We start from the raw sequence: 12,438 nt of genomic DNA, 5'->3' as shown, positions 1-12,438 counted from the left end.
GTGGAGTAAGATCTACTCCAACCCGCAAAGCTCCCTCACGATTTTCCCCGCGATCAGCAGCCCGGCCACCGGCGGGACAAAGGCGATGCTGCCGGGCGTTGCCCGTCGGGCGCCGGTGTCCTCCTCGGTGGGGCCGGGGGTCAGGGGGAGTTCGGGGGACCAGCAGACGGTCAGTTTCTTCACCTGGCGCGCCTTAAGCTCTCTGCGCATGACCTTGCACAGCGGGCAGACGCTTGTCTTATAGATGTCGGAAATTTGGAACAGCTCCGGGTGAAGCTTATTTCCCGTGCCCATGGAGGCGATAATGGGGATGCCGCGGCTCTGGGCGTAAACGATGAGGGCCAGCTTGGCCGTCACGGTGTCGATGGCGTCGAGGATGTAGTCCACAGGGCCGATCTGCCCGAAGAGTTCTTCCAGATTGTCGGGAAGGACGAAGGTTTCAAAGGTGGAAACACTGCATTTGGGATTGATGTCGGCGATTTTCTCCTTCATCACCTGGGTTTTATAGCGTCCCACGGTGCTGTGCAGGGCGATGGACTGGCGGTTTATATTGGTGAGGGACACGGTGTCGTTGTCCACCAGGGCCAGGCTTCCCACGCCGCTTCTGGCCAGGGCCTCGATGGCGTGGCTTCCCACCCCGCCCACGCCAAAGACCGCAACGCGGCTTTCCGCCAGCGCCCGCAGGCCCGGTTCCCCGATGAGCATTCCGGTTCTGGAAAATTCATGAATCATATACTACTCCTTTCGCTGCCGTCAAATGGCACAGCGTCTATTTTTCACAGTATCCAATGTACATCATTTTTCCGAAAATGTAAATCACGCCTTTGTTTTTGGAGAGGATAATGATATAATGTCGCTAGACTTATATCCGCGCCGGTTCGGTTCCGACCAGCGGGAGGAAAAACACGGACCGAACCGTGTGCATCCCCCGGAGGGAAGCCGGCAGGGCCGGCATAATGTCGCTAGACTTATATCCGCGCTGGTTCGGTTCCGACCAGCGGGAGGAAAAACACGGACCGAACCGTGTGCATCCCCCCGGAGGGAAGCCGGCAGGGCCGGCATAATGTCGCTAGACTTATATCCGCGCCGGTTCGGTTCCGACCAGCGGACAAGCAGATAGATGGAGGCAATGATCAATATGAGAGATGGATTTATCCGTGTCGCAGCGGCGACACCCAAGGTCCGGGTGGCCGACACCGTGTTCAACGGGGAGCAGGTCGTCCGGCTGATGGAGGAAGGGTATGAAAAGGGCGCCAAGCTTATGGTGTTTCCGGAGTTGTGCCTAACCGCCTACACCTGCGGCGACCTGTTCTCGCAGCAGACGCTGCTGGACGGCGCACAGGAGGCGCTCCGGCAGGTGATCCGGGCCACGGCTGGGAAGGACATGCTGGTTTTTGTGGGGCTGCCCTGGGAGCGCGGCGGCAAGCTGTACAACGTGGCGGCCGCGGTGAAGGACGGGGAGCTTCTGGGCCTTGTGCCGAAAACCAACCTGCCCAACTATCAGGAGTTCTATGAGGTCCGCCACTTCTGCCCCGGAAATGAGATTCCGGTGGAGGCAGCGTGGGAGGGCGGGACGGTGCCCATGGGCGCCAACCTTCTGTTCTCCTGCAAGAACGCTCCGGGCCTGATGATTGGGGCGGAGGTCTGCGAGGACGTGTGGGTTCCCTGTCCGCCCAGCATCCGCCACTGCATGGCCGGGGCCACGGTGATGGTCAACTGCTCGGCCAGCGATGAGACAACCGGCAAGGACGCCTACCGCAGGGAGCTGATCTGCGGCCAGGCCGCCCGCCTGGTCTGCGGTTATGTGTACGCCAACGCTGGAGAGGGAGAGTCCACCCAGGATCTGGTGTTCGGCGGCCAGAACCTGATCGCGGAGAACGGCACCTGCCTGGCCCAGTCCCGCCGGTTTGTCAACGAGACCATTTATGCGGACCTGGACCTGGAACGTCTGACCGGGGAGCGCCGCAGGATGACCACCTTCCCGGCGGGGGAGGAGATACGCCGGGCGGACCACTATCAGGTGGTGGAGTTTTCCTTCTCGGAGCCGGATTGTTCCGGAGCGCTTCTGCGGGCCGTGGACCCAGCGCCCTTTGTACCCCACGATCAGGGACAGCGGAGCCGCCGCTGTGAGGAAATCCTCTCCATCCAGGCCATGGGCCTGAAAAAGCGCCTGGAGCACACAAACTGCAGCCACGCGGTGATCGGCATCTCCGGCGGGCTGGATTCCACCCTGGCGCTGCTGGTGACGGTGCGCGCCTTCGACATGCTGGGCCTTCCCCGGGAACAGATCTGCTGCGTGACCATGCCCTGCTTCGGCACCACGGACCGGACCTACAGCAACGCCTGCGCCATGACAAAGCGGGTGGGCGCCTCCCTGCGGGAGATCAACATCCGCCGTTCCGTGACCAGCCATTTTGAGGACATTGGCCAGGACCTGGAAAATCATGATGTGACCTATGAGAACGGCCAGGCCAGGGAGCGGACTCAGATTCTCATGGACGTGGCCAACCAGGTGGGCGGCATGGTGGTCGGAACCGGCGATATGTCCGAGCTGGCCCTGGGCTGGGCCACCTACAACGGCGATCACATGTCCATGTACGGCGTCAACGCCTCAGTGCCTAAGACGCTGGTGCGCCATCTGGTGCGCTACTACGCGGACACCTGCGGCGAGAAGGAGCTGGCGGACGTGCTCTACGACGTGCTGGACACGCCGGTGAGCCCGGAGCTTCTGCCGCCCAAGGACGGCGAGATCGCCCAGAAAACCGAGGACCTGGTGGGGCCCTACGAGCTTCACGACTTCTTCCTCTATTATATCCTGCGCTACGGCTATGCGCCTTCCAAGATTTACCGCCTGGCGCTGATCGCGTTTGAAGGCCAGTATGAGGCGGATGTGGTTTACAAGTGGCTGCGGGTATTTTACCGCCGCTTCTTCTCCCAGCAGTTCAAGCGATCCTGTCTGCCGGACGGCCCCAAGGTGGGTTCGGTGGCCGTGTCGCCCAGAGGGGACCTGCGGATGCCCAGCGACGCATGCAGCCGCCTGTGGCTGGAGGAGCTGGATCGGATTCACGGACAGGAGAACAAATTATGATCGGCAGCACGAGCAATAAACAGGTAAAACGGGTGGTGAACCTGCGCGCCAAGGCCAAGGCCCGGCGGGAGGAGAACTGCTACGTGGCCGAGGGCCTGCGCATGTGCCGGGAGCTGTCGCCGGACCAGGTGGAGATGCTCTATGTGACGGAGGAGTTCGGCAGCGTGCCGGGGAACCGCCGCTGGCTGGCTGGATTTCCCCACGAGACGGTAAGCGATGTGGTGATGAACTACATGGCGGACACAAAAACGCCCCAGGGCGTGCTGGCGGTGGTGAAGCAGCGGCATTACCGGCTGGAGGAGCTGTTGCCGCAGGCCGGAAAACAGGCTCTGAAAACCTCCGCCCCGTCCGGGAAGAACCCGCCCGCGCCCGCCTGTCTGATGATTTTGGAAACCCTTCAGGATCCGGGCAATTTGGGCACGATTCTGCGGGCGGGAGAGGGCGCCGGAATCACCGGTCTGGTGATGAACCGGGATACCGCGGACATCTACAATCCCAAGGTGATCCGCTCCACCATGGGCTCCATTCTCCGGGTGCCCTTTGTGTATGTGGACGATCTGAGCGCCGCCCTGGCGCAGATCAAGTCCGCGGGCGTGCGGCTGTTTGCGGCCCATCTCAAAGGGACGAATAATTACGACCAGGAAGATTATACTGGTAATATTGGTTTTCTGATCGGAAACGAGGCGGCAGGCCTGACGGAGGAGGCTGCCGCCATGGCGGACTGCTACATCAAAATTCCCATGGCCGGTCAGGTGGAGTCCCTCAACGCCGCGGTGGCTTCCTCGGTTCTGATGTTCGAGGCGGCCCGGCAGAGGAGAAATAGCAGCCAGAGGTGATATCGCCGTCCGCAGGTTTCACCGGCCCGGCAGCCGATTCCGCCGTCCACAGATTCCTCCGGCGCCGCAGCTGTTTCTGTCGCCCCAGGCCAAACTTCCTAATACATAGATCATTCCAACCGGAAACGCGGGCCTGGCCGCCGTCCGGCGGGAGGATCTGTGGAACAGATTTGTGGAAGGAGTGGATCAAAGAATGGCGGTAATCGCGTGGATGACGGTTTTTCTGGCGCTGTTGGGACTGGAGATGATCCAGAAATCCCTGACGACCTTATGGTTTGCGGGAGGAGCGCTGGCCGCGGCAGCGGCGGCCTTTCTGTACGCAGGTATGGAAGGCCAGTTGATGTGTTTTGTGACGGTTTCATTTCTGCTGCTTTTGGCGGTCCGGCCGGCAGCGCTTCTGGCGGGCCGGGCGGATCGTGGCGGCCGGCGCAGCAAGGGGAGGATGCATGGAGTTACAACTGGACTTGAATAAGGAATACGGCATCGTCCTGGAAGGCGGAGGCGCCAAGGGCGCTTACCAGGTGGGCGCGTGGAAGGCTTTGAAGGAGGCTGGGATCCGCATAAAGGGCGTGGCCGGGACTTCGGTGGGGGCTCTCAACGGAGCGCTGATCTGCATGGACGATTTTTCCAAGGCCGAGCGGATCTGGGAGAACATCAGTTATTCCCGGGTGATGGATGTGGACGAAGCCCTGATGGAGCGGATCCGGAATTTCAGTCTGAAAAACCTGCCCGATCTCATCGCCGGAGGCACCAGGCTGCTAAAGGACCGGGGTTTTGACATCGCCCCTCTCATGGGCCTGATCGGGGATATGGTGGACGAGGAGCGGATCCGCAGCTCGCCCAGAGACCTCTACGTGGTGACCTATTCCGTCTCGGACCGCCAGCCGCTGGTGGTGAACGTCAAGGAGACGCCGGAGGGCGAGATCGGCGACATGCTGATGGCCAGCGCCTACCTGATCGGCTTCCGCCCGGAACGGCTGGGCGGCAAGCTCTACATGGACGGGGGCGGCGTGAACAACGTGCCGGTGGACGTGCTGATGGACAAAGGCTACAAGGACATCATCGTGGTGCGGATCTACGGCCTGGGCGTGGACACGGAGCGCCGCCTCAAAGTCCCGGAGGACGTGAACCTCCATCATATCTGCCCGCGCCAGGACCTGGGCGGAATCCTGGAATTTGACCGCAGGCGGGCAAAACGGAACATGGTGCTGGGCTATTTTGACGCCAAGCGCATGCTCTACGGGTTGGCCGGGCGCGGGTACTACATCGACGCCCCCTCCGGGGAGCCCTACTATTTCGACAAAATGATGTCCGAGCTTCCGCAGCTTTTGGCCTATCTGAGGCCGGAGATGGAGGAGGAGATCAGCCGGTTCCCCAACGGCTACCGCTATTACACGGAAACCCTTCTGCCGCAGATGGCCCGGGAGATGAAGCTGAAGGAGGGCTGGGACTACAAGGAATTGTACCTGTCCCTGCTGGAGGAGCTTGCCAGACAGTACCGGATCAGCCGCTTTAAGGTGTATCAGGTGGAGGAGCTTCTGCGGATCATTCACCGAAAGGCGGGAAAGAAAGTTTTAAAAGGGATCTGATTATGCATGATTTATGCAGCGGACCAGGAGACGAAATAACGAAAAATCTTGATTTTAAAGGGAAATTTATCTTTAAAGCGGATTGCATAACCTGTATATTTAATATTAATTATACCAATAATTGATAAAATATGCAATCCAACCCTTGACATCCAGCTGCTCCTGTAGTAAATTATAGTATAAATATTTAAACATACTAATAAATATGCATACTGTAAAAAAAGCGGAGGAAGCAGCCATGAACTTAAAAGGAAGGCATTTTTTAACATTAAAAGACTATACGGAAGAGGAAATCCTGTACCTGCTTGACCTGTCGGCAGAGCTGAAGGACAAGAAGAAAAAAGGGATTCTCGTGGACACGCTGAAGGGAAAAAATGTGGCCCTGATCTTTGAGAAGACCAGTACCAGAACGCGCTGCGCCTTCGAGGTGGCCGCCCACGACCTGGGCATGGGCACTACATATCTGGACCCGTCCGGCTCCCAGATCGGCAAGAAGGAGAGCATCGCGGACACGGCCCGCGTGCTGGGCGGAATGTACGAGGGCATCGAGTACCGCGGATTTGGCCAGGAGATCGTGGAGGAGCTGGCAAAATACGCAGGCGTGCCGGTGTGGAACGGTTTGACCAATGAGGACCACCCCACGCAGATGCTGGCGGATCTGCTGACGATCCGGGAGCACCTGGGACATTTAAAGGGCGTGAAGCTGGTCTATATGGGCGACGCCCGCTACAACATGGGCAACGCCCTGATGATCGCCTGTTCCAAGGTGGGAATGCACTTTGTGGCCTGCGCGCCTGAGAAGTATTTCCCCGCGCCGGAGCTGGTGGCGGAGTGTGAAGCGTTCGCTGCTCTCAGCGGCGGCTCCGTGACACTGACCGAGGATGTGAGCAGCGCGGTGAAGGGCGCGGACGTGATCGACACAGACGTCTGGGTGTCCATGGGCGAGCCGGACGAGGTCTGGGAGGAGCGCATCCGCGATCTGACGCCCTACAAGGTGACCATGGACGTGATGAACGCCGCGGGACCCCAGGCTATTTTCCTCCACTGCCTGCCCTCCTTCCACGATCTCAAAACCAAGATCGGCAAGGAGATGGGCGAGCGTTTTAATGTAACGGAACTGGAAGTGACAGATGAAGTATTCGAATCCGCCCGGTCGGTGGTTTTCGACGAGGCGGAAAACCGCATGCACACCATAAAAGCGGTGATGCTGGCTACGTTGGGAGAATAATAATATATGATGCATTCACAGTCGAGGAGGGGAGACCGGCATTCAGGCGTATTTCTGGATGTGTTCCACCTCATCGTAGGTATTTTAGTGGTAGTCCTCGGACTGCTTTCATTTCTCAACCCGGAGGGCCATGAGGTGCTCTTCCCACTGGTGTTTTTCCTGGCCGCAGCGCTGAACGCGGTCAGCGGCGTGTTTGAGTTGAAAACTCAGGGACATGACAAGAAAAAGCGCAGAACGGGCATAATACACATTTTGCTCACCGTGGTCCTGGCCGCGGTGGGCGTGCTCAGCGCCATCAGTATCTGGGGGTAAATGAAGCCATGAAAACAGAAATTTTAAAAATGCTGCGGGAGTCGGAGGGTTATCTCTCCGGCCAGCAGCTCTGCGAACAGCTTGGGGTATCCCGGACGGCGGTGTGGAAAACCATCGGACAGCTCAAGGAGGAAGGCTACCAGATTCAGGCTGTGCGCAATAAGGGATACCGGCTGGTACAGGGGGCGGATGTGATCACCCGGGCCGAGCTGGTGAGCAGCCTGGATTCCGCCTGGGCCGGTTCCAACCTGGTCTACTACGACCGCACGGACTCCACCAACACCCGGGCCAGACAGCTGGCCGAGCAGGGCGCGCCCCACGGGACCCTGGTGGTGGCGGACAGCCAGACAGCCGGAAAGGGCCGCCGGGGCCGCCACTGGGAGGCGCCGGACGGGACGGGAATCTGGATGACCCTGATCCTGCGCCCGGAGTTTGAGCCTCATCGGGCGTCCATGCTGACGCTGGTGACCGCCCTGGCGGTGTCGGATGCAATCCGCAGCCTGACCGGCCTGGAGGCGGTGATCAAGTGGCCCAACGACATTGTCTGTGGCGGGAAAAAGGTCGTGGGCATCCTGACGGAAATGAGCACGGAGGCGGAGTGGATCCGTTACGTGATCGTGGGCATCGGGATCAATGTGAATATGGACGGCTTTCCCGGGGAGCTGGGAAAAACCGCCACCTCCCTGAAGCTGGAGCTGGGGCGCGGCGTGAAGCGCAGTCCCCTTGTGGCGGCGGTGATGAACGCCTTCGAGAAGTATTACGCTCTGTTCGAGAAGGCGGGCGACTTATCGGGCCTGGTGGACACCTACAACCTCTGGTCCGCCAACACGGGCCGCCAGGTCCGGGTTCTGGATCCGGCCGGAGAGTACCAGGGGGAGGCCCTTGGTATTGACAGCCAGGGGGCTCTCCTGGTAAAATGTTCCGAAGGAGAAGTAAAGTCCGTGATATCGGGCGAGGTTTCCGTTCGGGGCGTTTACGGGTATGTGTGATGACGAAACATTTGTATGACCGGATACAGGTCTTGGAACGAGAAGATGAATTGGACCGTCAGCAGCGGCTTAAGGCAATGGCCAGGCCGCTGCTTTCCTGGTATGAGGGACATGCCAGATCCCTTCCCTGGCGCGACGATCCCACGCCCTACCGGGTCTGGATTTCGGAGATTATGCTCCAGCAGACCAGGGTGGAGGCGGTAAAACCCTATTTTGAACGTTTTATGGCGGCCCTCCCCACCGTGCAGGCTTTGGCAGCGGTGGAGGATGACCGCCTGATGAAGTTGTGGGAGGGCCTTGGGTACTACACCCGGGCCAGGAATTTAAAGAAAGCGGCGCTTATGATCACAGAGCGCCACGGCGGCGAATTGCCCGGTTCCTACGAGGCGCTTTTGGCTCTTCCCGGGATCGGAAGCTACACGGCGGGGGCCATCGCTTCCATCGCCTTCGGGCTTCCGGTTCCGGCGGTGGACGGAAACGTGCTGCGGGTGATTTCCCGGGTGCTGGCGGACCGGGAGGATATCCGGCAGCCGGCGGTCAAGGCCAGGATGGAGCGGGAGCTCAAGGAGATCATGCCCCGGGAGCGGACCAGCCAGTACAACCAGGGTCTGATCGAGGTGGGAGCCATCGTCTGCGTGCCGGGCGGGGAACCGCGCTGCGCAGAGTGCCCCATGGAATCCATCTGCCTGACCCGCAGGCAGGGGCTGTGGAAGGAGATTCCGGTGCGCGGCGCTCTGAAGAAGCGGAAGGTGGAGGAACTGACCGTCTGCCTGATCCGGCGGGGGAAGGAGGTAGCCATCCATAAGCGCCCGGACACGGGACTTTTGGCTTCCCTCTACGAGCTGCCCAACGTGCCGGGACATCTGGAACCGGACCAGGTTCCCGGGGCCTTCGGGTTATCCACGGACCTGGTGGAGGCGGTGGAACCCCTTCCCCCGGCCAAGCACATTTTTTCCCATGTGGAGTGGCATATGGCCGGTTACGCCGTATCGCTTAGGGAGAGCGGGGAAATGAACCGGGAGGGAGCGTTTTTCTTTGTAGAGCGAAGCGCGGTGAAAGGGGAATACCCGCTGCCGGGCGCATTTAAGGCGTACACCAAATTGATTTAGGATTTTGTTGGATAATGGAAGAAAAAGGGGACATACTTTGGAAAGGAGGGAATGTGGAATGAAAAAACTGATGTTTATCTTCAATCCGCGTTCCGGTAAGGAACAGATCCGGGGCCAGCTCATGGGAATCCTGGACATTTTCACCAAAGCGGGTTTCGATATCCATGTCCACGTGACCCAGAGCCAGAAAGATTGTGTGGAGTGGGTGAAGGATTACGCGGGCCGGATGGACGTGCTGGTGGTGAGCGGAGGGGACGGTACCTTGAACGAGGCGGTGACCGGTATGATGAATCTGGAGCGCCTCCCGTTACTTGGGTATATTCCGGCCGGGTCCACCAACGATTTTGCCGCCAGCCTGGGGCTTCCAAAGTCCATGCAGGAGGCAGCCGCCGACATTGTGGAGGGCAGTCCCTACCCCATCGACATCGGGCGCTTCTGCAAAGACCAGTATTTCGTCTACATCGCCGGTTTCGGAGCCTTCACGGAGGTTTCCTATCTGACGCCCCAGGACAAGAAAAACTGGCTGGGCCACAACGCCTATGTGCTGGAGGGCGTAAAGAGCCTGGCGGGCTTAAAGCCCAGACATATGCGGGTGGAGTGGGACGACCAGGTGCTGGAGGAGGATTTTGTGTTCGGCATGGTCACCAACACCATCAGCGTGGGCGGCTTCAAGGGTCTGGTGAACCAGTCCGTGGCCTTAAACGACGGCGAGTTCGAGGTGCTTTTGATCCGCATGCCCAGGACGCCGGTGGACCTGACCAACATTATCAACTACATGTTTCTGAAGGAAGAGCCCAACGAGTACGTCTACAAGTTTAAGACCCGGGCGATCCGCATGGTGTCGGATGCGCCGGTGGACTGGGTGCTGGACGGCGAGTTCGGCGGCAGCAGGACTGAGGTGGAGATCGTGAATCTGCAGAAAAAGATCCGGATTCTGCGCAGAACCGACGAGCTGATGTGAATCCCAACGGCTGTTTTTGAGGAAAAATCGGACTTGGAGGCTGTTTTTCGCGCTGATTTTCCAGCCGCCTGGACGATTGCGTCGATTTTAATAAGTTTTTCCGTAAATATGTTGAAAAGTATCGATTGATCGTATATAATGATAAGTTGTAGAAGTTTCTCCACAGGAGCTTCTGCGTAGGCAACCTACTTACTTTCAAGCGAAAGGACGTTTATCAGTGGAAAAGGACGATTTTTTAAAAAAGCTGGAAAAGCTGGTTGAACTTGCAAAGGGCAAACACAATACGCTCGATGCCGGGGAGATCAACGACTTCTTTGCCGGAGACAGCCTGTCGCCGGAGCAGATGGACCACATTTACAGTTATCTGGAGAACCGTAATATCGACGTAGTTCCCGAACTGGACGAGAAGATGCTCTCAGAGGAATCCGCGCTCCTGGACGATCTGGATTTGGATCTGGACCTTGATGATGACAGCTTTATGAAGGATACGGAGGAAGAGGAGATCGACCTGGATGCGGTGGACCTGCTCGAGGGTATCGGAACCGAAGATCCCGTCCGTATGTACCTGAAGGAGATCGGCACGGTACCGCTTCTTACGGCAGATGAAGAATTACAGCTGGCCCAGCGCAAGGCAGAGGGCGACGAAGCTGCAAAAGAGCGGTTGATTGAGGCCAATCTGCGTTTGGTGGTCAGCATTGCCAAGCGCTATACCGGCAGGGGAATGAGCTTCCTGGATCTGGTTCAGGAGGGAAATCTGGGACTGATTAAAGGCGTTGAAAAATTCGACTATACAAAGGGTTATAAGCTAAGTACATATGCTACCTGGTGGATTCGTCAGTCCGTGACACGGGCACTGGCAGACCAGGCCCGCACCATCCGGGTGCCGGTGCATATGGTGGAGACGATTAACAAGATGTCCAAGATGCAGCGCAAGCTGACACTGGAGCTGGGCTATGAGCCCTCCGTGACCGAGCTGGCGGAGGCTTTGGACATGACCGAGGACAAGGTGATGGAGATCATGCAGATCGCCAGAGAGCCTGCTTCCTTAGAGACTCCCATCGGCGAGGAGGACGACTCCAACCTGGGCGATTTTGTGGCGGACAACAATGTGGTGACTCCCGAGGGCAACGTGGAGTCCGTGATGCTGCGCGAGCACATCGATGCGCTGCTGGGAGATTTGAAGGAGCGGGAGCGCCAGGTGATCGTGCTGCGCTTCGGCCTGGAGGACGGACATCCCCGCACGCTGGAGGAAGTTGGCAAGGAGTTCAACGTCACCAGGGAGCGCATCCGCCAGATCGAGGCCAAGGCCCTGCGCAAACTGCGCAATCCGGTGCGCAGCAAGCGGATCCGGGATTTCCTGTAAGCTTCGGGTATAGAGTGAATGGAACGTTGTGCGGGACCGCCGGTTGGGCGGCCCCGTTTTTCGCGTTTCAAAAATGCAGCAGGCGCCGGAAAATGACGCCGCAGCCAGGGAAAACAGAGGCCGCCGTTACAAAGCGGCGGGGAGGAGAGCGAATGGAGCGAGAGACGACAAAAAACGGCCGGGGCGCAGACGCGGGCCGGACGGCGCAGAAGCGCAATTACCAGCGGGAGCTGGACAAGGTGATCGAGGGTCTGGAGCGGGAAGGCAAAAAGCCCAGACTGCTGCTGCACAGCTGCTGCGCGCCCTGCAGCAGCTACGTGCTGGAGTACCTTTCCCGGTATTTTACCATCACGCTGTTTTATTTTAATCCCAACATCTACCCGCCGCAGGAGTATCAGGAGAGGATCGGAGAGCAGGAGCGGCTGATCCGGGAGATGGAGTGCGCCGGGGCCCTGGGAATTCCGGTGGAATTTCAGGGCGGGGAGTATGAACCGGAGGAGTTTTACCGGGCGGTGAGGGGGCATGAGGGAGACCGGGAAGGGGGAGAGCGCTGCTTTATCTGCTATGAGCTGCGCTTGCGCCGAGCCGCCCGGGCGGCGGCAGAGGGGAAGTTCGACTATTTCACCACCACGCTGTCCATCAGCCCCCTGAAAAATGCAGGGAAGCTCAACGAGATCGGGGAGCGGCTGGCCGGAGAGTACGGCGTGCCCTATCTAATGTCCGATTTTAAGAAAAAGAACGGCTACAAGCGCTCCACTGAGCTGTCGGCCCGGTACGGCCTTTACCGGCAGGACTACTGCGGCTGCGTATTTTCCCAGGAAGCCAGGAGAGGAAAGGACGGGGACGCCATAACAGAAGGCGGGGCGGCGGACGCCTGTGAAAAAGCTTGTGAAAAAGTTGACCGCGAAGTGGCCGATTAACTTGACATCAATGGGTGATTGTAATAAAATCTTGGTAGGAGAC

The 12,438-nt window shown here is 58.9% G+C and carries 12 protein-coding genes; 11 read left to right on the top strand and 1 reads right to left on the bottom strand.

Annotated elements, in window-relative coordinates; genetic code table 11:
• Positions 1-12: 12 nt before the first annotated feature.
• The gene (locus tag ACK2JC_RS04845) at positions 13-732 is read right to left on the bottom strand and encodes a ThiF family adenylyltransferase (protein WP_368271018.1); all 720 of its coding nucleotides are present in this window, start codon (positions 730-732) and stop codon (positions 13-15) included.
• Positions 733-1,138: 406 nt separating this feature from the next.
• Here ACK2JC_RS04845 and ACK2JC_RS04840 point away from each other — a divergent pair, with 406 nt between their 5' ends.
• The 11 genes from ACK2JC_RS04840 to ACK2JC_RS04790 all read left to right on the top strand — a co-directional run bounded on the left by ACK2JC_RS04840 (position 1,139) and on the right by ACK2JC_RS04790 (position 12,395).
• Positions 1,139-3,088, top strand: a complete 1,950-nt coding sequence (locus ACK2JC_RS04840) for an NAD(+) synthase (protein ID WP_368271017.1) — start codon at positions 1,139-1,141, stop codon at positions 3,086-3,088.
• Positions 3,085-3,924 (top strand): TrmH family RNA methyltransferase, encoded by an 840-nt coding sequence (locus ACK2JC_RS04835; RefSeq protein WP_092361792.1) that lies wholly within the window; start codon positions 3,085-3,087, stop codon positions 3,922-3,924. The genes ACK2JC_RS04840 and ACK2JC_RS04835 overlap by 4 nt, the downstream gene beginning before the upstream one ends.
• A gap of 193 nt (positions 3,925-4,117) precedes the next feature.
• Positions 4,118-4,396, top strand: a complete 279-nt coding sequence (locus ACK2JC_RS04830) for a hypothetical protein (RefSeq protein WP_182481659.1) — start codon at positions 4,118-4,120, stop codon at positions 4,394-4,396.
• Entirely contained in the window at positions 4,371-5,513 is a 1,143-nt protein-coding gene (locus ACK2JC_RS04825; RefSeq protein ID WP_092361790.1) for a patatin-like phospholipase family protein, read from the top strand. Before ACK2JC_RS04830 ends, ACK2JC_RS04825 begins: the two co-directional genes overlap by 26 nt.
• 238 nt (positions 5,514-5,751) lie before the next feature.
• Positions 5,752-6,741 carry an ornithine carbamoyltransferase gene (gene argF / locus ACK2JC_RS04820; protein WP_118754929.1) on the top strand — a complete coding sequence of 330 codons (990 nt, stop codon included), beginning with the start codon at positions 5,752-5,754 and terminating at the stop codon, positions 6,739-6,741.
• Positions 6,742-6,750: 9 nt separating this feature from the next.
• Positions 6,751-7,053: a DUF6637 family protein gene (locus tag ACK2JC_RS04815; RefSeq protein ID WP_024736894.1), complete on the top strand. Its 303-nt coding sequence runs from the start codon at positions 6,751-6,753 to the stop codon at positions 7,051-7,053.
• An 8-nt stretch (positions 7,054-7,061) separates the two neighbouring features.
• Positions 7,062-8,042: a biotin--[acetyl-CoA-carboxylase] ligase gene (locus ACK2JC_RS04810; RefSeq protein ID WP_118754928.1), complete on the top strand. Its 981-nt coding sequence runs from the start codon at positions 7,062-7,064 to the stop codon at positions 8,040-8,042.
• A complete protein-coding gene (mutY, locus tag ACK2JC_RS04805; protein ID WP_320937775.1) occupies positions 8,042-9,151 on the top strand; it encodes an A/G-specific adenine glycosylase in 1,110 nt (369 codons plus the stop codon). The genes ACK2JC_RS04810 and mutY overlap by 1 nt, the downstream gene beginning before the upstream one ends.
• Before the next feature lie 58 nt (positions 9,152-9,209).
• On the top strand, positions 9,210-10,112 hold the full coding sequence (locus tag ACK2JC_RS04800; protein WP_092361782.1) for a diacylglycerol/lipid kinase family protein: 903 nt from the start codon (positions 9,210-9,212) through the stop codon (positions 10,110-10,112).
• A 217-nt stretch (positions 10,113-10,329) separates the two neighbouring features.
• The gene (rpoD, locus tag ACK2JC_RS04795) at positions 10,330-11,475 is read left to right on the top strand and encodes an RNA polymerase sigma factor RpoD (protein ID WP_007710248.1); all 1,146 of its coding nucleotides are present in this window, start codon (positions 10,330-10,332) and stop codon (positions 11,473-11,475) included.
• A 152-nt stretch (positions 11,476-11,627) separates the two neighbouring features.
• Positions 11,628-12,395, top strand: a complete 768-nt coding sequence (locus ACK2JC_RS04790; RefSeq protein ID WP_320937774.1) for an epoxyqueuosine reductase QueH — start codon at positions 11,628-11,630, stop codon at positions 12,393-12,395.
• Positions 12,396-12,438: the final 43 nt, after the last annotated feature.

It is taken from the genome of Enterocloster lavalensis, from assembly GCF_046603895.1.
Lineage (GTDB): Bacteria > Bacillota > Clostridia > Lachnospirales > Lachnospiraceae > Enterocloster > Enterocloster lavalensis.
Note: the sequence above shows the minus strand (reverse complement) of the source record. Positions and strands in the feature narration are given on the sequence as shown.

Coding starts and splice junctions, on each gene's coding strand:
- mutY (WP_320937775.1), top strand. CDS start 8,042: ATGACGAAACATTTGTATGACCGGATACAGGTCTTGGAACGAGAAGAT.
- ACK2JC_RS04800 (WP_092361782.1), top strand. CDS start 9,210: ATGAAAAAACTGATGTTTATCTTCAATCCGCGTTCCGGTAAGGAACAG.
- ACK2JC_RS04815 (WP_024736894.1), top strand. CDS start 6,751: ATGCATTCACAGTCGAGGAGGGGAGACCGGCATTCAGGCGTATTTCTG.
- ACK2JC_RS04845 (WP_368271018.1), bottom strand. CDS start 732: ATGATTCATGAATTTTCCAGAACCGGAATGCTCATCGGGGAACCGGGC.
- ACK2JC_RS04810 (WP_118754928.1), top strand. CDS start 7,062: ATGAAAACAGAAATTTTAAAAATGCTGCGGGAGTCGGAGGGTTATCTC.
- ACK2JC_RS04835 (WP_092361792.1), top strand. CDS start 3,085: ATGATCGGCAGCACGAGCAATAAACAGGTAAAACGGGTGGTGAACCTG.
- ACK2JC_RS04840 (WP_368271017.1), top strand. CDS start 1,139: ATGAGAGATGGATTTATCCGTGTCGCAGCGGCGACACCCAAGGTCCGG.
- ACK2JC_RS04790 (WP_320937774.1), top strand. CDS start 11,628: ATGGAGCGAGAGACGACAAAAAACGGCCGGGGCGCAGACGCGGGCCGG.
- ACK2JC_RS04825 (WP_092361790.1), top strand. CDS start 4,371: ATGGAGTTACAACTGGACTTGAATAAGGAATACGGCATCGTCCTGGAA.
- ACK2JC_RS04830 (WP_182481659.1), top strand. CDS start 4,118: ATGGCGGTAATCGCGTGGATGACGGTTTTTCTGGCGCTGTTGGGACTG.
- argF (WP_118754929.1), top strand. CDS start 5,752: ATGAACTTAAAAGGAAGGCATTTTTTAACATTAAAAGACTATACGGAA.